This window comes from Orbaceae bacterium lpD01 (assembly GCA_036251705.1).
GTDB classification, from domain to species: Bacteria; Pseudomonadota; Gammaproteobacteria; order Enterobacterales; family Orbaceae; genus Utexia; species Utexia brackfieldae.
In genome coordinates this window covers 835899-861909 of sequence record CP133959.1, presented here as the reverse complement: position 1 = coordinate 861909, position 26011 = coordinate 835899, and the positions used below count along the sequence as shown (strand labels likewise).

At 43.3% G+C, this 26011-nt stretch carries 22 protein-coding genes; 14 read left to right on the top strand and 8 right to left on the bottom strand.

Features of this window, described 5'->3' with window-relative positions; translation table 11 throughout:
* The first annotated feature begins 215 nt into the window (after window positions 1–215).
* The 14 genes from trxB to tmaR all read left to right on the top strand — a co-directional run bounded on the left by trxB (window position 216) and on the right by tmaR (window position 17776).
* Window positions 216–1175, top strand: a complete 960-nt coding sequence (gene trxB / locus RHO15_03880; GenBank protein ID WVD64663.1) for a thioredoxin-disulfide reductase — start codon at window positions 216–218, stop codon at window positions 1173–1175.
* Window positions 1175–2890, top strand: coding sequence for a cysteine/glutathione ABC transporter permease/ATP-binding protein CydD (gene cydD, locus RHO15_03875; protein WVD64662.1), 1716 nt, complete (start codon window positions 1175–1177; stop codon window positions 2888–2890). The genes trxB and cydD overlap by 1 nt, the downstream gene beginning before the upstream one ends.
* Window positions 2887–4551, top strand: coding sequence for a cysteine/glutathione ABC transporter ATP-binding protein/permease CydC (gene cydC / locus RHO15_03870; protein ID WVD64661.1), 1665 nt, complete (start codon window positions 2887–2889; stop codon window positions 4549–4551). Before cydD ends, cydC begins: the two co-directional genes overlap by 4 nt.
* A gap of 485 nt (window positions 4552–5036) precedes the next feature.
* Window positions 5037–5750: a leucyl/phenylalanyl-tRNA--protein transferase gene (gene aat, locus RHO15_03865; protein ID WVD64660.1), complete on the top strand. Its 714-nt coding sequence runs from the start codon at window positions 5037–5039 to the stop codon at window positions 5748–5750.
* Between the two features lie 5 nt (window positions 5751–5755).
* The gene (locus RHO15_03860) at window positions 5756–7654 is read left to right on the top strand and encodes an extracellular solute-binding protein (GenBank protein WVD64659.1); all 1899 of its coding nucleotides are present in this window, start codon (window positions 5756–5758) and stop codon (window positions 7652–7654) included.
* Window positions 7655–7669: 15 nt separating this feature from the next.
* Window positions 7670–8755, top strand: a complete 1086-nt coding sequence (locus RHO15_03855; protein WVD64658.1) for a microcin C ABC transporter permease YejB — start codon at window positions 7670–7672, stop codon at window positions 8753–8755.
* A complete protein-coding gene (locus RHO15_03850) occupies window positions 8756–9796 on the top strand; it encodes a microcin C ABC transporter permease (GenBank protein ID WVD64657.1) in 1041 nt (346 codons plus the stop codon).
* Entirely contained in the window at window positions 9793–11460 is a 1668-nt protein-coding gene (yejF, locus tag RHO15_03845) for a microcin C ABC transporter ATP-binding protein YejF (GenBank protein ID WVD64656.1), read from the top strand. The genes RHO15_03850 and yejF overlap by 4 nt, the downstream gene beginning before the upstream one ends.
* 330 nt (window positions 11461–11790) lie before the next feature.
* Entirely contained in the window at window positions 11791–13338 is a 1548-nt protein-coding gene (gene leuA, locus RHO15_03840; GenBank protein ID WVD64655.1) for a 2-isopropylmalate synthase, read from the top strand.
* A gap of 82 nt (window positions 13339–13420) precedes the next feature.
* Window positions 13421–14500 carry a 3-isopropylmalate dehydrogenase gene (gene leuB / locus RHO15_03835; GenBank protein WVD64654.1) on the top strand — a complete coding sequence of 360 codons (1080 nt, stop codon included), beginning with the start codon at window positions 13421–13423 and terminating at the stop codon, window positions 14498–14500.
* 105 nt (window positions 14501–14605) lie between these two features.
* Window positions 14606–16009, top strand: coding sequence for a 3-isopropylmalate dehydratase large subunit (leuC, locus tag RHO15_03830; GenBank protein ID WVD64967.1), 1404 nt, complete (start codon window positions 14606–14608; stop codon window positions 16007–16009).
* A gap of 13 nt (window positions 16010–16022) precedes the next feature.
* Window positions 16023–16625, top strand: a complete 603-nt coding sequence (gene leuD / locus RHO15_03825; protein WVD64653.1) for a 3-isopropylmalate dehydratase small subunit — start codon at window positions 16023–16025, stop codon at window positions 16623–16625.
* A gap of 105 nt (window positions 16626–16730) precedes the next feature.
* Window positions 16731–17402 carry a hexitol phosphatase HxpB gene (hxpB, locus tag RHO15_03820; GenBank protein ID WVD64652.1) on the top strand — a complete coding sequence of 224 codons (672 nt, stop codon included), beginning with the start codon at window positions 16731–16733 and terminating at the stop codon, window positions 17400–17402.
* A gap of 59 nt (window positions 17403–17461) precedes the next feature.
* A complete protein-coding gene (tmaR, locus tag RHO15_03815) occupies window positions 17462–17776 on the top strand; it encodes a PTS system regulator TmaR (GenBank protein WVD64651.1) in 315 nt (104 codons plus the stop codon).
* A 152-nt stretch (window positions 17777–17928) separates the two neighbouring features.
* Here tmaR and yciH read toward each other — a convergent pair whose 3' ends face one another.
* From yciH to mltG, 8 genes are all read right to left on the bottom strand, one after another.
* Window positions 17929–18258, bottom strand: a complete 330-nt coding sequence (yciH, locus tag RHO15_03810; protein ID WVD64650.1) for a stress response translation initiation inhibitor YciH — start codon at window positions 18256–18258, stop codon at window positions 17929–17931.
* Between the two features lie 51 nt (window positions 18259–18309).
* A complete protein-coding gene (gene pyrF, locus RHO15_03805; protein ID WVD64649.1) occupies window positions 18310–19002 on the bottom strand; it encodes an orotidine-5'-phosphate decarboxylase in 693 nt (230 codons plus the stop codon).
* Window positions 19003–19096: 94 nt separating this feature from the next.
* On the bottom strand, window positions 19097–20302 hold the full coding sequence (locus tag RHO15_03800) for a GDSL-type esterase/lipase family protein (GenBank protein WVD64648.1): 1206 nt from the start codon (window positions 20300–20302) through the stop codon (window positions 19097–19099).
* Entirely contained in the window at window positions 20295–21464 is a 1170-nt protein-coding gene (locus tag RHO15_03795) for an SGNH family hydrolase (protein WVD64647.1), read from the bottom strand. Before RHO15_03795 ends, RHO15_03800 begins: the two co-directional genes overlap by 8 nt.
* A gap of 10 nt (window positions 21465–21474) precedes the next feature.
* Window positions 21475–22881: an MBOAT family O-acyltransferase gene (locus tag RHO15_03790; protein ID WVD64646.1), complete on the bottom strand. Its 1407-nt coding sequence runs from the start codon at window positions 22879–22881 to the stop codon at window positions 21475–21477.
* A gap of 248 nt (window positions 22882–23129) precedes the next feature.
* Window positions 23130–24122, bottom strand: a complete 993-nt coding sequence (gene holB, locus RHO15_03785) for a DNA polymerase III subunit delta' (GenBank protein ID WVD64645.1) — start codon at window positions 24120–24122, stop codon at window positions 23130–23132.
* Entirely contained in the window at window positions 24112–24753 is a 642-nt protein-coding gene (gene tmk, locus RHO15_03780; GenBank protein ID WVD64644.1) for a dTMP kinase, read from the bottom strand. The genes holB and tmk overlap by 11 nt, the downstream gene beginning before the upstream one ends.
* Window positions 24754–24770: 17 nt before the next feature.
* The gene (gene mltG, locus RHO15_03775; GenBank protein WVD64643.1) at window positions 24771–25799 is read right to left on the bottom strand and encodes an endolytic transglycosylase MltG; all 1029 of its coding nucleotides are present in this window, start codon (window positions 25797–25799) and stop codon (window positions 24771–24773) included.
* Window positions 25800–26011: the final 212 nt, after the last annotated feature.

Below are 26011 nucleotides of genomic sequence, written 5' to 3'. Positions count from 1 at the left end.
GGCAAATATTCAATCCTCGGTGCGATCGATAAAACAGCGACCGGCGATTCCTTGACGCACTAAAGGCATGACCCAAATCAAAAAATAGCGATTATTTAATCTTGCCTATCAATTTGATAAATAAATTCATCACAAAAAATAAGTCTCCTGGATATTTTGTTCATAGCATTAGTGTTAGACTAACGTCATAGAATGCTGATATTGTGGAGTAACAAATGACGACCAGACATATACAACTGTTGATTTTAGGATCAGGACCAGCGGGTTATACTGCAGCAATTTACGCTGCGCGTGCCAATTTAAAACCGGTCGTGATTACCGGAACACAGCAAGGCGGACAGTTAACCACCACCACCGAAATTGAAAATTGGCCTGCCGCGGCACCAGACTTAACCGGTCCAAGTTTAATGGTGCAAATGCAGGAACATGCTGAACGTTTCAATACCGAAATTATTCTTGATCATATTACTAAAGTCGATTTTAGTCAGCGGCCATTGCGGTTATTTGGTGACAGTATTGAGTATACTTGCGATGCTTTAATTATTGCTACCGGCGCCTCAGCCCAGTATCTTGGTCTGCCTTCAGAAGAGGCGTTCAAAGGCCGCGGTGTATCAGCTTGTGCCACCTGTGATGGTTTTTTCTATCGAAACCAAAAAGTTGCCGTCGTCGGTGGCGGTAATACCGCAGTCGAAGAAGCTTTATATCTGGCCAATATTGCCAGTGAAGTGCATTTGATTCATCGACGCGATGGATTTCGAGCGGAAAAAATCTTGCTCGAACGCCTGACGCAAAAAATTCAGGAAGGCAAAATTATTTTACATACTCATCAAACGGTGGATGAAGTACTTGGTGATGCCATGGGTGTCAATGCCGTGCGCATTCGTAGCACAGTTAATACCAATGAGACGAAAGAACTTAACGTGATGGGACTGTTTATCGCGATTGGACATAAACCCAATACCGATATTTTCCAGGGTCAGCTAGCACTCGATAGTGGTTATGTTAAGGTACTTTCTGGCACTAAAGGGAATGCAACCCAAACCAGTATTCCCGGTATTTTCGCCGCTGGTGATGTGATGGATCATATCTATCGCCAGGCCATTACCTCAGCCGCAACTGGTTGTATGGCCGCACTTGATGCTGAACTCTATCTAGATGGATTAAATATTCAATAATGTCACTGGATAAAATAAAGCAAAAACAGCTGCTGAAGTGGTTAAAACAACAAGCCAGTTTAGATAAAACTGGCTTGCGCCTTTCTGTGATTGCCGGCTTATGTACGGCTATCTTGATTATTGCACAGGCCTGGTTACTGGCGACAATCCTGCAGCTGCTGATCATTGATCATGCTAAACCCGCAACCTTACTCCCCTATATCCTGATCTTCATTGTCATGGTCATAGGTAAGGCGCTGGTGAGTTATCTGCGTGAACAGATCAATTTTCATGTTGGTTTAGAGCTACGTAGACGCATACGTAAACAGGTACTGGATAAACTTGAGTTGATGGGACCGGCTTATCTTAGTCAAAAGACGACCGGTAACTGGAGTACCCTGCTCATTGAGCAAATTGAAGACTTACAAGATTTTTATGCACGTTATTTGCCACAAATGAAATTAGCCACGATGGTGCCTATATTAATCGTTATCGCGATTTTCCCGATCAACTGGGTTGCCACACTAATTTTGTTAATAACAGCCCCGCTCATACCGCTATTTATGGTCTTAGTGGGTATGGGGGCAGCCGATGTGAATCGTCGCCACTTTTTAGCGCTAGGTCGCCTCAGCGGTCACTTTTTAGACCGTTTAAAAAGTCTCAATACCATTCGTCTGTTTGGCCAAGGTAAGCAACAAGCGGATGAAATTCATCAGGCTTCAGAGGATTTCAGAGAAAAAACCATGGAAGTCCTACGTATGGCATTCTTATCATCTGGGGTATTAGAGTTTTTCACCTCAGTATCAATTGCCGTTGTCGCCGTCTATTTTGGTTTTTCTTATTTAGGTGAGCTGCACTTTGGCGCCTATAGTCTCCCCGTCTCACTATTTGCTGGATTTTTTGCCCTGATTCTTGCCCCTGAATTTTTTCAGCCGTTACGTGATTTAGGGTCCTTCTATCATGCGAAAGCACAAGCGATAGCCGCTGCCGATAATTTACAAACGTTTTTAGAGCAACCCACTATCAATCAGTCAAATAAACCAATCCAAGCTGCCGCGGTCGAAGATTTAAGACAAATCGAGGCGCAAGACTTAGTGATTCTGTCAAGCGACGGTCAGCCGCTACTCGGCCCAATCTCGTTTTCACTCAAAGCCCAGCAGCATATAGCGCTGATGGGTAAAAGTGGCGCGGGAAAAACCTCGTTAATTAACGTACTATTAGGTTTCCTGCCTTATCAAGGATCACTAACCATCAATGGTATTGAACTCAATACGCTCGATCTCTCAGCCTGGCGCGAACAGATTAGCTGGCTTGGCCAAAATCCTTATCTACCGGCTAATACCGTGCGAGAAAACCTCTTATTAGCCAATCCAAACTGTGATGAAGCCCGTCTTAATGAAGTCATTAGACAAGCACATTTAGCTGAATTTATCGCGCGCTTGCCAGAAGGCCTCGATACCCCAATTGGGGACGATAGTACACGCCTATCGGTTGGACAAGCACAACGGATTGCACTGGCCAGAGCATTACTCAAATCAAGCCAACTCTTGATTCTCGATGAGCCCACCGCCAGTTTAGATAATCACAGCCGTGATCTGATTAATCAAGCTCTGCATCAAGTAGCCAAAGGTTATACCGTTATCACCGTAACACATCAAACAGCTGATCTGACCGATGTCGATGAAATTTGGCAGTTACAACACAACCATTTACACATCCAAAAGGTCAAATCATGAAAGTCTTATTGCCCTTTTTAAAACTCTATCGTCGCTATATTGCGAGTATGTTACTGGGTATGCTACTCGCTTTGGTCACACTACTGGCAAGTCTATTTCTGCTCAGTTTATCGGGTTGGTTTTTAGCGGCAACAGCTGCGGTTGGTTTTGCGGGACTTTATACCTTTAATTATATGCTGCCAGCCGCTGGGGTGCGAGGTGCGGCGATCTTAAGAACCGTGTCACGCTATGCCGAAAGATTGGTTAGCCATAATACCACCTTTAAAATTCTCTCATTTTTGCGCACACTGGCGTTTAATAAAATTCTGCCTTTAAGTCCGGCGCAGCTCCAGCAATATCAAAAAGCCGATCTATTAAATCGCTTTATTGCCGATATCGATCATTTAGATCACTTCTATCTCAAATTACTCTCGCCATTAATTTCGGCGCTACTCGTGACTGCTACCATTTTTGTTAGCTTAAGCTATTTCGACTACTCATTGGCTTGCCTTATCTCGATTGTGTTGCTCGCAACAATACTGATAACCCCGTTCATCTTTTATCGCGCAGGTAAACCGATTGGTCAACAACTCGCTCAGCAAAAAAGTGATTATCGCCAGCATGTTGTCGGCTATCTACAAGGACAAGCAGAATTAACCTTATTCAGCGCACAAGCACGTTTTCGTCAACAATTGGATGCGGCTGAAGCCGAGTGGCTGGTAAGCCAAAAACGCCAATCGACGTTAAATAGTCTGGCACAAAGTTTAATTTTAATGATTATCGGTCTGTTAACCGCCGCCGTGCTTTGGTTGTGTATTGGCGGAATTGACCACTATGATTCGCCGATCAGCGCGCTATTTGTGTTTATCTGTCTTGCCAGTGGTGAAATGCTGGCGCCGATACCCGGTGCGTTTGTCTATTTAGGTCAAGTGATTGCCTCTGCCACGCGCGTGACACAATTATTTGAGCAAAAATCGACCATCCTCTTTCCCACCGAAGGCAAACCTGCCATTAGCGATAAGATTGCCGTCACGCTAACGAATATTTGTTTCAACTATCCCAAGCAAATGGCTCCCATATTAGATAATGCATCCATTTGGGTTGATGCCGGCCAACATATTGCGCTGATCGGTCAAACCGGTTGCGGAAAATCAACGACTTTAAAATTAATCACCCGTGACTGGGATCCTCAGCAAGGTCAAATTTTACTTAATGGTATTGATATTAAGGCATTTGATGAACCGACTTTGCGCAGCATGATGGCCGTTGTGCCACAACGCATCGATATTTTAAGTGATACCTTACGTAATAACTTATTGATTGGCGATATCAAGGCAACCGATATGCAGTTAATTGAGGTATTAAAGCAGGTTGAACTCGATAAACTGCTCGATAGCGAAGCCGGTTTATCAATCTGGCTCGGTGAGAGTGGCCGCACACTTTCAGGCGGCGAAAAACGCCGTATCGGTATTGCCAGAGCACTACTTCACCAAGCCCCATTAGTGCTGATGGATGAGCCGACTGAAAGTCTGGATAGTGAAACCGAAGCCCAAATTATTCAGCTTATCGGTCAGGTCTATGCGAATAAGACGCTATTGATGGTGACTCATCGGCTTACCCAGCATCAAATGTTTGATCGTGTCTATCGACTTGATGAAGGCCACTATACCGCCACATCTTAAATTCAGCTTATTCATAGCAAACACATTAATGCCTTATTGCGATAATGTGTTTTTTCGCTATTAACCACGAGATATGCCATACATCAAGCCATCAAACAGCACTTTATTATCCCTTACAAAACTCATAGATCTGCGACTGATAATAAGCATTGAAATGATTGATTTTAAATAACGTCCATTAGCGATAAATAGATAAATAGATAAATAGATAAATATTTGGGTCATATCCGCCGAAAATTAGTTAGGTTAAGTTAAAAACAGATTGGCCAATAATATTGTTTTACCGATTAAAAGCAGATAAAGACAGTTTCCAGAGATAGCCAAAAATAAATGATTATATGCCTGAAATAATCAATCTCAAGGTCAACCTCAGTATTAATACAATAGGATTTTTTATCTGCATTTTTATTCAGCATCATACTCCTTAAATGCGTGTATAATGAGATCACTTTTGTTACATCACAACGATACATAACAATTTAACGATGTCCATTATCTGGTTAACTGAGCACACCCCATTTCCCGCACCGAGTCAAGCGTTACAAGAGCCCAACGGTTTATTAGCTGCGGGAGGTGATCTGACCTGCCAACGGCTATTGATCGCCTATCAAGCGGGCATCTTTCCCTGGTATTCAACCGATGAACCAATTTTATGGTGGTCACCCGATCCTAGAGCGGTGCTACCGCCAAAGCAGATCCATATCAGCCGCTCAATGTTAAAGTTTATGCGAAAAACCGATTATCAAATCACCCTCAATCATGATTTCAAAGGGGTGATTGAGGCCTGCGCAGCAACACGCGAAGAGAATGAAACCTGGATAACCCCTGAAATTATCGCTGCCTATCTTCAGCTTCATCATTTAGGTTTTGCGCATTCCATTGAAGTTTGGCAAAATAGACAGCTGATTGGTGGATTATACGGTGTCGCCCAAGGCCAACTGTTTTGTGGTGAATCGATGTTTAGCCTGTGTCCAAATGCCTCTAAATTAGCATTAATTGTATTTGGCGATTATTTCATGCATCATGGTGGTCAGTTAATTGATTGTCAGGTGATGAATCCGCACACAGCGTCACTCGGGGCTATCAATATCAATCGACATGACTATTTAAGCATACTAAAACAATTACAAAATGCCTCGCTTAGTCCTGATTTTTGGCAAAAAAAATCATTAAGCTATCAAATAAACGGAATTAGTTGATATTTATGTATAAATTTATAAAGGCTTATTTTATTCAGACGGTAATACTGATAGCCAGCCTCCAGTATACCCCCTTGATTAGTGCGGAAGAGATAGTTGAACTTATCCCTGACGATCCGATTATCCAAAGTCAAGCTGAGCCATCAGTTCAGGAAAAACTGATCACCAGTGAAGCCTTTTCTATTCTTGGTACCCCAAAATATACCGCGGATTTTCAACATTTTGACTATGTGAATCCTGCTGCGCCAAAAGGTGGCACACTCAGACGAGCGATTGTGGCGAATTTTGACAATTTTAATCGTTTTTCAAGCCGCGGTGCACCAGAACAAAATTCAGGCGAACTCTATGATACGCTATTTACCATGTCTGAAGATGAAGATGGCAGTTACTATCCGTTGATAGCCTTATCAGCAACCCATCCCGCTGATTATCAATGGGCAGAAGTCAAACTCAATCCAGCCGCCACCTTTAATGATGGCGTCCCTGTCACTGCGCAGGATGTCGAATTTTCCTTTCATAAATTTATGACCGAAGGTGTACTGCAATACCGTACCTATTACCAGAATGTCACCATCAAAGCGCTGGATCAAGAGACGGTCAGAATTGAGCTCCCAGAGCCGGATCGGGAAAAAATGATTGGCCTGCTAAGTGGGCTGAAAATACTGCCTCAGCATTTTTGGCAGTACCACCGTCTGGATGATCCGTTACCGTTTCCCCCCCTAGGCGGTGCGGCCTATCGGGTGGGGGATTATAAGCTGGGTCAATATGCTCAATATGTGCGCGTACCCGACTATTGGGCCAAAGATCTCCCCGTCAACGTTGGACAAAATAATTTCGATACCATTCGATATGAATATTATCTGGATGATAATGTTGCGCTGGAGGCTTTTAAAGCCGGTGCTTATGATTTGCGTGTCGAAGCACAACCTAAATATTGGTTTACTCAGTATCATGGTGATAACTTCGATAAACATTACATTATCAAACAGGAGTCACCGGTAACGGCAGCGCCAGACTCACGCTGGTTAGCCTTCAATCTTCAAAAACCGATTTTTACCGATATCAGAGTCCGTCAAGCGATTAGCCTGGCTTTTGATTTTGCCTGGTTAAATCGTACCTTTTACTATGATAGTTTTCAGCGACCAATGAGCTATTTTGAAAATACGCCTTATGCGGCAACCGGATTACCAGATCAGCAAGAGCTCGAGTTACTTAAGCCTTATCAAGGTACCATTCCGGATAGCGTTTTTTCCTCGACTTATCAACTACCGCCGAGTAGTGGTGACGGATTTAACCGCGAAAATCTGTTAAAAGCCCGAGATCTGCTAGCCCAAGCCGGTTGGATTATTCAAGACCAACAGTTAATTAATCAGCAAACCAAGCAACCCTTTACCTTTGAGCTGCTGGTCTACATGGGGGCCAGCCTGCAGTATGTGATACCCTTCCAGCAAAATCTAAAACGGCTGGGTATCGACATGCAAATCAGTGCAATTGACTATTCACAGCTCAATGCCCGGTTAAGAAAAAGGGATTATGACATGATGCCAACAATTTACTATGCCTACCCTTTTCCCTCCACCTCACTGCGCATTGTGTGGGGGAGCGATTATCTCAACTCTAGCTGGAATAGCTCAGGTTTACATAATCAAGCTATCGATAGTTTAATTGAACAAATCGGCGAAAATCAAAGTCATACCCAGCAATTGATCTCGCTCGGACGGGCGCTAGATCGCGTCCTGACGCATGAGTATGCCATGATACCGATGTGGTATCCGCGCTATATCCGGTATGCTTATTGGCATAAAATCAGCATGCCAGCAATAAAACCTAAAAATACCTTGGGTATTGGAAGCTGGTGGTATGACAATCAAAAAGCCCAGACACTACCCAGTGATCGACGTTAACAGGAATCCCTCATAATGCTGCATTATCTTATTCGTCGCTTACTCTTGGTTATTCCGACATTACTGGCGATTTTAACCATTAATTTTTTCGTCATTCAAATTGCCCCAGGTGGTCCGGTCGATCAAGCTATCGCGATAATGGAAATGGGACCACAGTCTGGTGGCCTGCTACCCGGCAGTGAAAGTAGTATGCCGGTAGCATCAAAATCGGCAACACAAGAGAGTCAATACCGTGGTGCGCGTGGTCTTGATCCCCAAATCATCGCGCAAATTAAGCAGCAATATGGCTTTGATAAGCCGATTTGGCAACGCTATCTTGACACTCTCAAGAATTATCTCAGTTTCAATTTTGGTGATAGCTTCTTTAAAAGTGATTCTGTTCTTGGACTCATTTGGAAAAGCTTACCCGTATCGCTATCTTTAGGACTGTGGAGCACACTGCTGGTTTATCTAATCTCGATACCACTGGGGATAAAAAAAGCCGTCAAAGATGGCTCCAGATTCGATGTTTGGAGCAGCATCATGATCATCGTCGGCTATGCTGTGCCCGCATTTTTATTAGCCGTTCTGTTAATTATTCTATTTGCTGGCGGTAGTTATTGGGATCTCTTCCCGCTTAGGGGACTGGTATCGAATAACTTCGATACGCTGAGCCTGTGGGGTAAAGTTAAAGACTACCTATGGCATATCACCTTGCCCACTATCGCCATTGCAATTGGTGGTTTTGCCACGCTAACCATGCTGACAAAAAATGCCTTTTTAGATGAGATCCAAAAACAGTATGTGGTTACCGCCCGAGCAAAGGGGCTGAGCGAGAGACAGATCCTCTATCGGCATGTTTTTCGTAATGCCACACTGTTAATTGTATCGAGTTTTCCGGCCGCGTTTATTAGCCTTTTCTTTACCGGCTCACTGTTAGTCGAAATTATCTTTTCGCTCAATGGCCTTGGTTTACTTGGTTATGAGGCGGTATTACAACGTGATTATCCGATTATCTTCGGTTCACTGTATATCTTTACTTTGATTGGATTATTGACCAGCATCATCAGTGATTTAACCTATATGCTGATAGATCCCCGCATTGATTTTGAGGCACGCTAAATGAGTGAAACAACCCACTACTCGGTCAATCAGATGCGTTGGCAACGTTTTAAACATAATCGCCGGGGTTACTGGTCTTTGTGGATTTTTAGCCTGCTCTTTATCGCCAGTTTAGCTGCGGAGCTGATTGCCAATGACAAACCTATTTTAATCAAATATCAGGAGAGTTATTTCCTGCCTATTTTAGTTAACTATCCTGAAACCACCTTTGATGGTCAGTTTGAAACCGAAACCAATTATCTCGATCCGGCGATAATCCATAACATTAATCAGGATGGTTGGATCATCTGGGCCCCGGTACGATTTAGTTATGATACCCTCGCTTATGATGCCGATGGCACTTTTCCGACGCCGCCTTCAGCAACCCATTGGCTTGGTACCACCGATACCGGCTTCGATGTCTTTGCCAATATTTTATATGGCTTTCGTATCTCGATGTTTTTCGCCATTATATTAACCCTATGCACGTCACTTATCGGCATTATTGTGGGAGCGATACAGGGCTTTTATGGCGGCAAAATTGATCTGCTAGGACAGCGTTTTATCGAAATCTGGTCCGGGATGCCACAGCTATTTTTTATCATTTTGCTGTCCAGTGTGATCGTGCCTAATTTTTGGTGGTTGTTAGCCATTACCATCTTATTTGGCTGGATGGGCTTAGTCGGCGTCGTCAGAGCTGAATTTCTACGTACCCGTAATTTTGATTATATTCGCGCGGCAAAAGCGCTCGGTGTCAGCGATAGCCAAATCATGCGCAGACATATTTTTCCTAACGCAATGGTCGCCACCCTGACGTTCTTACCGTTTATCTTATGTGGCGCGATCACCACCTTGACCACCCTCGATTTTCTCGGCTTTGGTTTACCATTAAATTCGCCTTCGCTAGGCCGGCTGCTATTACAAGGTAAAAATAATTTACAAGCACCTTGGCTTGGTATCAGTGCCTTTATCATTGTCGCCTCATTACTCTCTTTGCTGATTTTTATTGGTGAAGCGGTACGCGATGCATTTGATCCGCATAAAGGAATCCGCACATCATGACCCTTTTATCCATCAATGAACTCAGTATCGCCTTCAGACAGGGACCGACAAGCCATTCAGTGGTTCGTAATGTCTCATTTGATATCCAGACAGGACAAACGGTCGCCTTAGTCGGAGAGTCCGGATCAGGTAAAAGTGTCACGGCATTATCTATCTTAAAATTGCTGCCCGCACATCGCGTGCAGTACCCAAGTGGTGATATCATATTCACCGATCAATCACTGCTTTCAGCCAGTGATGCGCAAATTCGTCAGATTCGTGGAAATCATATCAGTATGATCTTCCAAGAGCCGATGGTCTCGCTCAATCCACTCCATACCGTTGAAAAACAGCTGTATGAAGTCTTAGCGATCCACCGTGGCATGAACCGTACCGATGCGCGGGCTGAAATCATCACCTATCTTGATCGTGTCGGTATTCGCAATGCCAAACAGCGTCTGAACGCGTATCCACATCAGCTCTCCGGCGGTGAGCGACAACGCGTGATGATTGCGATGGCCATCTTAACCCATCCTAAATTACTGATTGCCGATGAACCGACTACCGCACTTGATGTCACGGTACAAGCACAGATTATTGATTTACTGAAGGCATTAAGACACGAACTTGGCATGAGTATGCTATTTATCACGCACAATCTCAATATTGTCAAAAAACTGGCAGATCAAGTGGTGGTCATGAAACAGGGACGAGTGGTTGAAAAGAATAGCCGTCACCGCATTTTTTTACAGCCACAGCATGACTACACCAAACTATTACTGGCAAGTGAACCCACTGGTGATCCGGTACCGTTACCGGCCAATTCAGGCATATTACTCAATGTTGCCCATTTGAGTGTGGCAGTGACCGGTAAACGCAAACTCTTCAGACAGGAAAAGAACAGCATTTTAGATAATGTCAATTTTACGCTGCATCAAGGTGAAACTGTCGGTATTGTCGGAGAATCCGGTTCAGGCAAAAGCACCACAGCTTTAGCCATACTTAAATTGCTCAAAGCTTCTGGTGAAATCACCTATGACGGACATGAACTCCATAAGCTTAATGCCAAAAAATGGCAACCCTTTAGAAAACAGATTCAGATTGTTTTTCAGGATCCGTTCTCTTCGCTCGATCCAAGGTTTACCATCGAACAAATTATCAGTGAGGGACTTATCGCTCACCATAAACTGGATCATGATGCGCAAACGCAAGCGGTGATGAATATTATGCAAGAAGTTGGCTTAGATCCTAATACGCGTCACCGCTATCCAAACGAATTTTCGGGTGGCCAGCGCCAACGCATTGCGATTGCCCGCGCACTGATTTTAAAGCCGCAAATACTTATCCTTGATGAACCCACTTCCTCGCTTGACCGCACGGTACAAATGCAGATCATGACGTTATTAAAATCATTACAACAAAAGTATCAGCTCAGTTACTTATTTATTAGCCATGACTTAGCGGTGATCTATGCGATGTGTCATCAGGTCATTGTGATGAAAGCAGGAAAAATTGTTGAACAGGGACGACGCGATCAAATCTTTGATTCGCCAGCGCATCCCTATACACAGCTGTTACTCTCACAAATAGATAGACCGTGGTCGAAAACCAAACTTCAGATCAGAAAATCGAGTCAACAAGTGAATTGGCACGATGCATTGCTGGTAAGGAAATCAGAATCATAAATAAACCAAGTTGGTTGATATTCAGACTAAAATACTGATCTTAGAGGAAAAATAACAGATTAAATAAAATTGCTGCTTGACACCGTAATGACAATTTGATAAAAATATTAACAATTATTTTTCAAAGTATATTAATACTGATAAAAGGGATTTTTATGTTAAACGTAACCCAACTCCACCTCAGCCTGCTCCTCGCATTGAATTGCGCGGATTGTTTGTGCTCGGAGAGTTAAAAACATAAAAACTCAGACGAATCACCAAGAAACCCGCGTTATGATGCGGGTTTTTTTTTACCCAAATTCGTCGCGCTAAACTAAATAGGGAAAACATATGAGCGATCAAGTTATTATTTTCGATACCACATTACGTGATGGTGAACAAGCTTTACAAGCCAGCTTAACCGTTAAAGAAAAACTAGAAATCGCTTTAGCGCTTGAAAGAATGCGGGTTGATGTGATGGAGGTTGGTTTCCCAGTCTCATCACCAGGTGATTTTGAATCAGTTCAAACCATTGCCAGACAAATAAAAAACAGCCGAGTTTGTGGATTAGCACGCTGCGTTGACAAAGATATTGATGTGGCCGCTGAAGCCTTAAAGGTGGCCGAAGCATTTCGTATTCATACCTTTATGGCGACGTCCACATTACATGTACAAGATAAATTACGCATGATCTTTGATGATGTGGTTGAACGTGCAGTTAAAAGTGTTAAACGCGCAAGAAACTACACCAATGATGTCGAGTTTTCGTGCGAAGATGCTGGCCGAACGCCGATTGATAATTTATGTCGCATTGTTGAAGCGGCGATTGCTGCCGGCGCGACCACGATTAATATTCCAGATACGGTCGGTTATACAGTGCCTTACCAATTTGGTCAGATCATTAAAACGTTATTTAATCGTGTGCCCAATATTGATAAAGCAGTTATCTCAGTGCACTGTCATGATGATTTAGGGATGTCTGTCGCCAATTCAATTACCGCGGTACAAGAAGGTGCCAGACAGATTGAAGGGGCGATGAATGGTTTAGGCGAGCGAGCCGGTAACTGTGCCTTAGAAGAAGTCATTATGGCGATCAAAGTTCGTCAAAATATTTTAAATGTTCACACCAATATCAACCACCAAGAAATTTACCGCACTAGTCAAATTGTTAGCCAATTAGCCAATACCCCTATCCCAGCCAATAAAGCCGTGATTGGTAGTAATGCTTTTGCGCATTCGTCAGGTATCCATCAGGATGGTATCTTAAAGAACCGTGAAACTTATGAAATCATGACGCCAGAATCAATTGGCTTAAATCAGATTCAATTAAATTTAACCTCACGTTCTGGTCGTGCTGCCGTCAAACATCGTTTGGAAGCATTAGGCTACCAAGAAAATGACTATAATTTAGATGCTATCTATAGCGCATTTTTAGCTTTAGCGGATAAAAAAGGTCAGGTATTTGACTACGATTTAGAAGCATTGATATTTATGAATAAATTAAAAGACGATGAGTCGCATTTTGAGTTAGATTATTTTAATGTACAGTCAGGTTCAACGGTGGTTTCAACCGCATCAGTCAGCTTAATTATCGATGGTGAAAAACGCTCTGATGCTGCAACTGGTAACGGCCCGGTTGAGGCAGTCTATCAAGCGATTAATCGTATTGTGCAGATTCCGGTTTCGATTGAAAAATATCAGTTAGCTTCAAAAGGTCAAGGTGAGAATGCCTTAGGTCAGGTCGATATTGTCGTTGAGTATCATCAACGTCGCTACCACGGTGTCGGTTTAGCGATTGATATTGTCGAAGCGTCAGCCAAAGCCTTAGTCAATGCCCTTAATCATATTTATCGTGCAACCCAGATAGAACAAGAAAAACAGCGTTTACATCAGAGATAACCGATCAGAGTAGTAATAGAGATTAAAAGCAGACTAAACAAGATATTAAATTAACTGAATAAACAAATAATCCGAGGATACTATGTCACAAACTTATCATATCGCAGTACTTCCTGGTGATGGTATTGGCCCTGAAGTCATGAAACAAGCTTATAAAGTACTTGATGTTATTCGACATAAATATCAACTATCGATTACCACCAGTGAATATGATGTAGGGGGTGCAGCGATTGATATTCATGGTATGCCATTGCCGCCGGAAACCTTAGCCGGTTGTGAAAAAGCCGATGCGATTTTATTTGGTTCAGTCGGTGGACCTAAATGGCAGAATTTACCACCAGATCAACAGCCTGAGCGTGGCGCACTGTTACCCTTACGTAAACATTTTAAACTATTTGCTAACCTGCGCCCGGCTAAATTATATCAAGGTTTAGAAGAGCTTTGTCCATTAAGAGAGGATATTGCTAAACGTCGCTTTGATATTTTATGTATGCGTGAATTGACTGGTGGAATCTATTTTGGTCTGCCGAAAGGCCGTGAAGGCAGTGGTCCTCAAGAGCGCGCTTTTGATACCGAGGTTTATCACCGGTTTGAAATAGAACGTATCGCCAAAATGGGCTTTGAAGCCGCGCGTTTACGTAAGAAAAAAGTGACGTCAATTGATAAAGCCAATGTACTGCAAACCTCCATTTTATGGCGCGAAGTGGTCAGCCAGGTTGCTAAAGGGTATCCCGATGTGACACTAGAACATATGTATATCGATAATGCCACGATGCAGTTAATTAAAGATCCAAGCCAGTTTGATGTCATTTTATGTTCTAATTTGTTTGGTGATATCTTATCGGATGAGTGTGCCATGATAACTGGCTCAATGGGTATGTTACCTTCTGCCAGCTTAAATGCGCATGGTTTTGGCCTATATGAACCGGCAGGCGGCAGCGCACCTGATATCGCCGGAAAGAATTTAGCGAATCCAGCGGCACAAATTCTTTCGTTGGCATTACTGATTCGCTATAGCTTAAAACGCGATGATATTGCATCGATGATCGAAGCGGCCGTCAATAAAGCATTAGAAAATGATTATCGCACTATCGATCTTGCCCATGGCGGTCAGCATATCTCAACCGATGCAATGGGTGATGCCATCTGTCAATTTATCTAGGTCGCGATGATATCTATATCAGCGCGGATTTAATAATAAATTTAATTTTAATTTCAGCATAATGCAATGATGCTAAAAAATATAAGGAACAAGGCAATGTCGACAATTAAACCCAAAACATTGTATCAAAAGTTATATGATGCGCATGTTGTTTACGAAGCGCCGAATGAGACGCCTATTTTATATATCGATCGCCATTTAGTGCATGAGGTCACTTCACCACAAGCATTTGATGGTTTAAGAGCAATGCACCGCAAAGTACGCTGTACAGACAAAACATTTGCAACCATGGATCACAATACCTCAACCAAAAGTAATGAATTAAGTGCATGTAGTGAAATGGCTCGTATTCAATTAACTGAACTGGCTAAAAATGCCAAAGAGTTTGGTATCTTATTATATGATATTCAAAGTCCTTTACGCGGTATTGTGCACGTCATCGGTCCTGAACAGGGCATGACTTTACCTGGGATGACAATTGTCTGTGGGGATTCGCATACCGCAACCCATGGCGCTTTTGGTGCCTTAGCGTTCGGTATTGGGACTTCAGAAGTTGAACATGTATTGGCCACCCAAACCCTAAAACAGGGTCGCGCTAAAACCATGAAGATTGAGGTGAAGGGACAGGTTGCTTCAGGTATCACCGCGAAAGATATTATCTTGGCTATTATCGGTAAAACAACTAGCGCTGGCGGCACTGGTTATGTAGTTGAATTTTGTGGTGATGCGATTAAGGCGCTATCGATGGAAGGACGCATGACCTTGTGTAACATGGCCATTGAGATGGGCGCGAAAGCCGGCATTATTGCGCCGGACGAGACAACCTTTGCATATATTAAAGGTCGTCAATTTGCGCCGAAAGGACCTGCATTAGACGAAGCTATCACTTACTGGAAAACCTTAAAAACCGATGATGGTGCCCATTTCGATAAAGTCGTCACCTTAGACGCCCATGATATAGCCCCGCAAGTAACCTGGGGGACCAATCCCGGTCAGGTTACCGGTATCAATAGTGTGGTGCCTAATCCCAACGATTTTAGTGATCCTATCGAGAAAAACTCGGCAACAAGAGCCTTAGCTTATATGGGCTTAACGGCCGGGACTAAAATGTCAGAAGTTAAAATTAATAAAGTCTTCATCGGTTCGTGTACAAACTCTCGCATTGAAGACTTACGTGCTGCCGCTGAAATTGCTAAAGGCCGTAAAGTCGCTGCGGGCGTACAAGCGTTAGTCGTGCCAGGCTCTGGCCCAGTAAAAGCACAGGCAGAAGCAGAAGGATTAGATAAGATTTTCATTGCAGCTGGTTTTGAATGGCGTTTACCCGGCTGCTCTATGTGTCTGGCGATGAATGATGATAAGCTAGCGCCAGGTGATCGCTGCGCCTCAACCAGTAACCGTAACTTCGAAGGTCGTCAAGGTCGTGATGCCAGAACCCATTTAGTCAGCCCAGCAATGGCAGCCGCTGCTGCCATTACCGGTCATTTTACTGATATTCGTCAATCATTTTAAGGAGCATAAATTCATGGCTAAATTTACCCAACACACTGGATTAGTTGTTCCACTTGATGCGGCGAATGTTGATACGGATGCCATTATTCCGAAACAATTTTTACAAAAGGTGACGCGCGTTGGCTTCGGCCAGCATGCTTTTCATGAATGGCGGTTCCTTGATGATGCCGGCCAAAAACCAAACCCCGCCTTTGTACTGAATAAACCCCGTTACCAAGGTGCGAGTATCTTATTAACCCGTGAAAACTTTGGTTGCGGCTCATCGCGCGAACATGCGCCTTGGGCATTGGCGGATTATGGCTTTAAAACCATTATTGGCTCAAGCTTTGCCGATATTTTCTATAACAACTCATTCAATAATCAGCTGCTATTAGTTAACTTATCTGAAGAGGATGTGGACGCTTTATTCAAACTTGTCGAAGCACAAGAAGGGATTGAGTTTACCGTTGATTTAGAGAATGAGGTTGTCATCGCCGGCGGTAAAACCTATTCATTTAACCTTGATCCATTTAAACGCCACTGTTTATTAAATGGCTTAGACAATATTGGACTGACATTGCAGCATGAAGACGCTATCAGCCAATATGAGAAAAATATCCCACGTTTTTTAGCTTAAACTGAAATATAAGCAAAGCAGATGAATAATCTGCTTTTTTTATATGTTATAGTATCAGGCGATTGTTTTACTGGCAGTAAAAGATGACGCACAAGGGATCTCATCATGCATGATATGTTTAAAATAAAAGCCGTAATTTATGATATGGACGGCGTATTAGTTGACTCTGAACCACTTTGGGAGCAAGCCGAAGCTGAAGTTCTCCCGCTATTTGGTCTCAATCGCGACGAAATTTTTCGCAAGTATAATCTCATCACAACCGGTATGCGTATTAACGAAGTGGTTGAGATGTTTTGTAAAACCGCACCTGAAAAGAAGATCAATCCAACCGAAATGGCTGATCGTATTATCGATGTCACCATTGCAAAAATTATCGCCAGCAAACCGATATTACCCGGTGTCATTGAGTCATTAGCTTTCTTTAAAGCACAAGGGCTAAAAATTGGTCTAGCCTCATCATCGGCAATGCGGGTTATTGAAGCCGTGACAGATGTCTTAAATATAACCGATTATTTTGATGTCCGAGTCTCTGCCGAATCTTTATCCCATGGTAAACCGCATCCTGAAGTCTACTTAAATGCCGCGCAGGCCCTTCACGTCAGACCAACTAACTGTATTACCATTGAGGATTCAGTTGCCGGCATGACCGCCACAAAAGCGGCACGCATGAAATCTATCGTGATCCCCGCTAAAGATAATCATGATAATTCACACTGGTGTTTAGCTGATATAAAATTAACCTCATTATTGGAAGTTAATGCTCAACATTTAGTATAGTTCGTTATATACTAATTGATATAAAACAAGTTAATTAAGTGAACAAGAAGAGGCTCACAATGGAAAAAACGACCAAATCATCCTTCCAAGATGTTCTAGAATACGTTCGTTTATCTCGCCGTAGAAATAAGTTGAAACGTGAGATTGCTGATAATGAAAAGAAAATCCGTGATAACCAAAAACGTGTATTGTTACTTGAAAACTTAAGTGACTATATCAAACCGGGTATGAGTTACGATGAGATTATGGCCATTATTGCCAATATGAAAAATGATTATGATGATCGTGTCGACGACTTCATTATTACCAATGCGGAAATCTCAAAAGAGCGTCGTGAATTATCGAATAAAATGCGTGCAATGAGTAATCACTAAATCCTATGATGTGATAGTTGCAGAATAAAATAAAGGCAGGATAAATAAATTTACCCTGCCTTTATTTTGCCTGTAACTTATTCAATAATCACTCACGCTACCCCCAATCTGTCACCAAACCTTTTTATCCAAGGCGGGCCAAGTTTAGTCGGTTAGCCCCCAGCCAGTTTGACCTGAAAGCCCTTTTGCTCCAATAAGGTTTTAAGCAGATCCCGTTTGTCACCTTGAATTTCAATCAATCCCGCTTTCACACTGCCACCACAGCCACAACTTTTTTTCAGCTCAGCCGCCAGTTTGATGAGATCAACATCACTCAAATCCAATCCGCTAATCACGCAGACACCTTTGCCCTTACGTCCAGCAACTTCACGGCGCAAACGCACGATACCATCACCTTTTGGCCTCGAGACCTCCGGTTTATCGGCTTTTATTCGACCGGTTTCAGTCGAATAAACTAAGGTACTTTCCTGTTTATTCGGCATTATTTCACTCTTAATCTATCGTTATCACGATGTAGTTTTAACCTTATTTAATCACGCTAACGTCGCTAAGATATCTTTTAGCGCGGCAGCAGGATCGGCGGCGCGAGTAATAGGTCGGCCAATCACTAAAAAGTCAGAACCGGCAGCCAGTGCCCGTTGTGGGGTCATAATTCGGCGCTGATCGTCGGCACCAAAGCCAACGGGCCTGATACCCGGTGTGACTAATTTAAAATCACTGCCCAGACGTGTTCTAAAACTTTGCACCTCTTGCGCAGAACAGACTACGCCGTCCAAACCACAGTTTTTGGCCAGTGTCGCCAAACGAGTCGCTTGTTCAAGTGGGGAAAGTTCGATGCCAATCTCTTTTAAGTCACTCTCTTCCATGCTAGTCAATACAGTGACGGCAATCAGTAACGGAGCATCCTGACCAAAAGTATAAAGTGCATCCTTAGCAGCCTGCATCATTCGACTCCCGCCAGAAGCATGCACATCAACCATCCACACCCCCAGATCGGCAGCCGATGCAACCGCATGAGCAACCGTATTCGGAATATCATGAAATTTTAAATCGAGAAAAATATCAAAGCCTTTTTGTTGCACCTGTTTCACAAAGTCGGGCCCACCATGCGTAAAGAGTTCTTTACCCACTTTTAACCGGCAATCGGCAGGTTCCACTCTATCAATAAATTCCCATGCTGATTTGATATCAGCAAAATCGACGGCAACAATAATTGGTGATGACATAATTATTCCTATTTCATAATACTAATCAATTGATAAATAATCTTATTAAACAATAACACGCCCTAACAAAATCAGATAGCGTGAGTATAGCGGATTACCGCAAAAGTTTAAGTAAATCTTGATAAAACGTCGTGGCACTTTGGACATAGCCCGTGCGCGTTAAGTGCACCAGATCGGGTCTGGCCAAATCCATCATACGCCATTTTTCGATAATACAATTACCGCCCATCGCAGTCTGCCAGTCCCAATATAGGAGTCTTTCTGATTGCGCGACTTCTTGTTGAATCTGTCTTACCGCCTGATAACTTGGTGGATGACGCGCATCACAAGACGCTGGCGCAGAGACACTACTGAGCAGTGTGTCAGGAGAACTGAATAACAAGATCACCGCACGGGGTAACTGTTTTCGAATCTGTGCAATATTGTATATCAGATTTTTCCGGTACTCAGCTAAGTTCAGTGTCGACTCAAAAGACTCATTGGTACCATAAGCTAAGATCACCAGATCACTTTTAGTTGACGGCAATTCATCAAACCAGTCAGCAGACCACTTCTGCCAAAGTGACAATTTTGCGCCATTGGTCGCAATGGGAGAGACAATCACTCCGGCCTGATGACGTTTTTGTAGCCAAAAGCTCCCAAGCTCAACACCCATATTGGTAGTTTTAATTTGGAATGGCATAGTCGTCACAAAATTGACCGATTGCCACTGATTTAAACGGGTAGGTAAACGTAGTGGCAGTCGTGTCTCTTTCGCATCAAAGACCTGTAGCGCATTGCGTTTGAGCAATTTTACTCGCATACTCACTGTCCACTTCTCTGCAGCTTGAGATTGCTGTGGTATCACTTGTAAAACACTGCTATTTTTCGTCGGTGACGCAATATATCCGCCCATCGGATAGAGACGATCATGCACATTACGGCTACTGACAATCTGCCAATGTTGGGTTTTCCAGCTCAGGCCAATATGGTATTGGCCCGGCACAGGCATGGGCGTAACCCAACCGATACCGGCATCACCATATCTTTCCTGCATTAATCGGCGCAGCTCACCAGTAAAAAAATCAGCAGCTGAGTGAGAGTCACCGAATTGCGTAATCACAACCACGTCGTTCTCAACCGAATGATGTTCTAGTTTGCTAAAACGCGCGCTGAGTTTTGCCACATTGGGATCACCAAAATCAACGATACCCGTATACATCTTGGGGGCTAACTCGAGCTCGGTTGTTTGCGCAAACCCGCTACTACTGAGCCATAAACTCATCAGCCATATTGCCCATAACAGCATTATCCTACTCATTTTTGGCCTCTTGCTGTGATGGTGCGATGGTCAGTTCAGCCATGATTTTGCTCGCTAAAATGCGCTGACCGGCAACGGTAAAATGAATACCATCATCAATTCTGGCTTTAATATTGCCCCGCGCAGTAGCGACAAAATTAACATACTGCGCATCACTACAGCCTAATAATTCACTGGTTGGAATATATTGTCCAGCAAATTTTTCCACTTCGGATCGATACAACTGATTGAGATAGAGCATATCTTGATGTAACTTGGTTGCGCGCATGCAGGGTGCGCCTAACCAGATAACGGCAACTTGGTGCTTTGCAGCTGCTTGTAAAATACGTTCAATCCGAGATCGATAAACCTGCTCCCACTCTGTCGATTTGAATTTAAGATAATCCTTACGATTAGGAATAGGAAAATTCCATGGGTCATTCGGTCCTAAAAAAACCGCCATTACTTTGATATTCGGCTGCAAGGCTAGCGTTTCTTCGATCACTTTTGGCCAATCAAACGCTTTCGGATAGGAGAGCCCGGTACTCTGTTTACTCAGGTCGATACTCTCTATCTTGTAATGATTATATAAACGTCGTTTTACCCGAGGGGCAACGCCCTGCATTAACGAATCACCGACAAAAAATAACTTATCCCCAGGATGCAATACTGGTGTTTTTTCTGCAATATTGGCAGACGCCGCTGACGCGGTTGATGGTGTGATGGGTTGTAAGGTTGCGTCTGACGGTACCGCCGCCTGACTATGAATAGCGACTGAGGTATTATCATGATTGATTTGACGTGTTTGTTTTAGCGTCTTTTGGTGCTGATGTGGCGGCGCCATAACTTGATGCGGCGCGACAATCTCAGGCGCCTGCGTCACGGTGTTATCATCATCCGCATCCACTAATCCTAATCGATCGTTCATGACATGAATCAGTTGCTGATTCCAACGTGAAAATAGCGCTTCATTCTGGTTCAGTGAGTCAGTCAGAGACTGGGTTATTTTTTCGCCAGTAGTCTGCCCTTCATGTCCGGTTTGCTGCGCTCGGTTGCCGACAAACACAAATGGCGACGCAGTATGATAGGTTTGCTGCCAATAGATCTCAATCGACTGCTGATATAAGAAGAGTAAACCACACAAGGTCACCAACAACACATAAAAAATACGCCATATCGACATTGGTTTCCCCTTAAAATCCAGCATAAATAAATTGAGGAATACCCGATGGCGCTAAATAGATAACCAACCACAGAATACAGATGAAAATAACCGGCAGAATAAACCACGGCATTTTGGCTAAGAAGCGCGAAAAATAGGTCGGAATAGTAGACCATTTGGGATAAAAACAGTAGGCAATAAGCAAGATAATTATCGTGAGAAGCGAGTTATATTTCATGGCTACATCCGTCATATTATGTGCTATTGCCTGCAGATAATCGAGTGCATCGCTCAAGGAAGCACTGCGGAAAAATAACCAGGCAAAACAGACATAGTGTAGGGTAAATAATTTGGCAATTAATGCCGAACGTCTGGCGATAACATTAACGCCCAATAACCGATCGGCTACATTCAGCATCACCAACCCGATACCATGAATCGCCCCCCATAATAAGAAATTCATACCGGCGCCATGCCAGAGTCCGGAGAGCAACATCGCAATCAGGACATTGATCTGTGTTCGCGTCACATTAATCCGACTGCCGCCTAAGGGGATATAGATATAATCACGAATCCAAGTCGACAAGCTGATATGCCAGCGCTGCCAAAAATCACGCAGATTAATCGCTAGATAGGGTAAATTAAAGTTTATCGGTAGTCTGAAACCCAGCAGTAGCGCAATAGCGGTAACTAAATCAGTATATCCCGAGAAATTTAAATAAATCTCAATCGCATAGGCATACAGTCCCAAAATCAGATCAAATGATTGGTACTCTTGTGGGCTATCAAATATCGGATTCACATAATAATCGGCTAAAGCTGAGCTTAACCAATAGACCTTTATCACGGCCAATAAGATTAATGTTAAAGCGCGATAGGGTTCTAATAACGTTCTGATATGCGTGGTCTGAATCTGTGGTAAAAAATGTTTGGCCCGATTAATTGGACCCGCCACAATACTGGGAAAGAAAGAGAGATAGAGGGCAAAATCCCAAAATGAGACCGGTTTGAGCTCTTTTTTTGATAATGAGACTAAATAACTGATTGAATGGAAAGTGTAAAATGAGATCCCGATCGGTAACAATATCTCAGCACTCGGTAATAACAGATGCCAACCGACTGCATTCAATAATAGCTGCAACTCGGCACGGAAAAAATCGCAGTATTTAAAGATAGCCAGATTAACCACGGCCACAATGCAAGCCAGTACTAGCCAGCCACGCGGAGCGGAACTATGAGCAATACCGATTGAGAGTAAATAAATGATGATCGTATAGCCAGCCAGAATCAGCGCAAAATGAATATTAAATAGTCCCACAATCACATAACTGACTATTAGCAATAGACTATTTTGCAGCACAATGTGCCGTTTCAATCCCCAATAAATACCGAAAAAAACGATAAAACTTACCGCAAACTCAATAGATAAATAACTCACATCTATACCTTAAAATTCTTTGGATAACATCACGCGGATCTTTAAGTTAAGTCGCGCGATGATCCGATCTATTATTTTTATATTTGAATGTCAGTATCGCCAACATTATCGATAGCATGATTATACCCAAAAAGCGCGCTGCATAAAAGCACGTCAGTCATTGAGTTATTGAGCACCCCAGCAACGAATCAGCGCATGGCTATAATTATCTTCGGCCTGTATCTCAATATCATTCGCGCTAGTCTGGCTTATTGGGCTATTTCGGATTGGGCTAATAAATCCGCGATGATAAGCTCCTGATTGAGGCCTGAAATTGTCGTTAACTTTAATGACGCCTCACACCAGATGTCATACCAATGATTAATTTTTTCTATCTCAGATTGGGCTAATAAACGAATCAGTGGAACCTGATCTCGGTTGGTCACAAATCGACCCGCACTATTTTTTGCTTTTAATGCGTCGAGTAAGAAAGAGCAAAACCAATCAATCACCCATATCGCCTGCTCGGTAGTGGTAATTTTTGACAGTAAGGGCCAAAACATCCCTTGCTTTAACGACTCAGTTAATGTTTGACAAAACTGTAATCGTATCTGCCAATGTTCTGGCTGTAATAAATGTGCTGCGGCCAGCGGCGCTTGCTCATTGAGCAGTAGCGCGGTCGCAATTTGATTTTCACTGTAGTCAGGATACTGTGGCTGAAGCCACTTCATCCCTACCACTAACTCAGGTGCGGCAATCATAAATTGAAAACAGCGGCTACGGATAGTTGGCATCAAACGCTGCACTTGATTATCGGTTAAAATGAAATAGGTGTTCGCCGGCGGCTCTTCCAGTGTTTTTAACAGCGCATTAGCCGCGGCCTCGGTCATCAATACCGCATTGTCGATCCAAATCACTTTCGCCCCGCCCTGCTGAGCATGTTCATACACTTTTTCGGTGAGCTGCCGAACTTGTTCAACACTGATAAATTTTTTATCTTTTTCAACCATCAGATGATGATAATCAGGATGCGTTTGCGCCTCAACCAGTAAACAGCTATGACAGTGGCCACAGGGTAATTCCCCCTTTGGCGACAAGCATAACAGGCGAGCAATCAACTGCTGAATCAATCGCTGCTCACCACAACCATGCACATAACCAATCAACCAAGCGTGATGAGCGCGCTGCTGTAATATGGGCTGCATCAGCTGCGAATAAGCGCTGTGTAGCCAAAAATAGTCTTGTTGTATATTAACCGACAATGTGTGTATCCAGCCATTGATTAAGGGAAACGATCAGTGCCTCAGTCACCTTATCCAGCGACTGTGCGGCATCAATAATGATAATCGAACTATCTTGCGAAGCTAAGCTTAAATAACGCTCACGCGTTCGCTGGAAAAACGCTAATGACTCTTGTTCAATACGATCAAGTTCACCGCGTTGTTTGGCTCTGGTTAAGCCTAGTTCAGGGGGTAAATCAAGATAAAGTGTCAAATCCGGTTTAAATGAGCCTAATACCCCGGTCTTTAACATCGCCATGAATTCAGGATCAATCTGACGGCCCCCGCCCTGATAAGCCTGAGTGGAAAGATCGTGCCGATCACCCACAACCCATTTCCCAGCCGCAAGCGCGGGCATAATCACATTTTCGATTAACTGAATTCTGGCAGCATAAAACATCAGTAACTCGGCTTTATAGGTCAACGGGTCATTCTCAATACCTTGCTTAATTAAAGTCCGCAGGGTTTCAGCTAAAGGCGTTCCACCCGGTTCGCGGGTAAACACCAAATCAGTCATACCACGCTGTTTAAGCACACTGGCGACAGTGGCAATCGCCGTCGTTTTACCGGCACCTTCTAATCCTTCAATAACGATAAACTGGCCTTTGGGCATAATGTCTGATTCCTATTCTAGCGTGCTTGTTGGCTACGGATAATTTTTAAATACGCTTGCACCGCTTGATTGTGACTATTGAGGTTGGTTGAAAATACATGACCACCTCGACCATCGGCCACAAAGAAAAGATAGCTGGTCTGTGCCGGGTGTGCAGCCGCAAGCAAAGATGCCTTACTGGGCATCGCAATCGGGGTTGGCGGTAAACCGTCAATCACATAAGTATTATATGAATTTTTATCGGTTAAATCTCGTCGCCTTATATTGCCATCATACCGGTCACCCATGCCATAAATCACCGTCGGATCGGTTTGTAATTTCATCTTTCGTTTCAAACGATTCACAAATACCGACGCCACTAAACTACGTTCATCACGCAGCCCGGTCTCTTTTTCAATAATCGATGCCATAATCAGTAGCTCATAAGGCGATTGATAGGGCAGATTCTCATCTCGGGTCAACCAAATTGTTTGTAACTCATTGTTCATACGCTGATAAGCACGTTTTAGAATATCAAGATCGGTCGAGTTTGGGGTGTAATGATACGTGTCGGGATAGAGCCACCCCTCTAATGACTGACCTTTTAAGCCGATCTCCTCGGCAATTTGCGCGAGGGTTAAATCATCTGTCAGCACTTTTTTAATATCGGGCTGTGACTGTAACTTGATTAACCAATCTTTGGCTCTTGATCCTTCCACAAACTGAATCGAGAGCTGAATCTCCTTACCTGAATTAAGCAAGGTTAAAAAATCATGCACCGTCATATCCGGTGTTAATTGGTAAGTCCCTGATTTGATATGACGTAAATCAGGCTCAAATTGTAGTAAATAGGGTAAAGGCTTGGCATTCTCAAGCAGTTTTTGCGATTGCATCTGCGCCGCAAGGCGTGTAATACTCATCCCCCGTTCAACAGTAAAGAGCTGTTGATTGGCAGTGAGCTGTATTTTTTGTTGGGCAAAATGCTGTAAATAGTAATAAGCACCAGTGATGGCAATAACGATTAAGATAGCCAAAAAGAGCACGAATTTAATTAATCGAGTGAACATATTGATTCAATATTAACATCTTTTCATAAAGTGGACTTCATTGTACAAGAACTCTCAGTAGAGTGCATTAGCTTATTTATCAGAAAATAATCGGATAAAAATAATTGTCGGAAAAGTCACAAACTATCCTGGCGCAGAGGTTAAAAAGTTCCGCTTCAGGTCATGTTTGCGTAGCTTCACAATGACGACATGATCACAGCAAAGCCCTTATC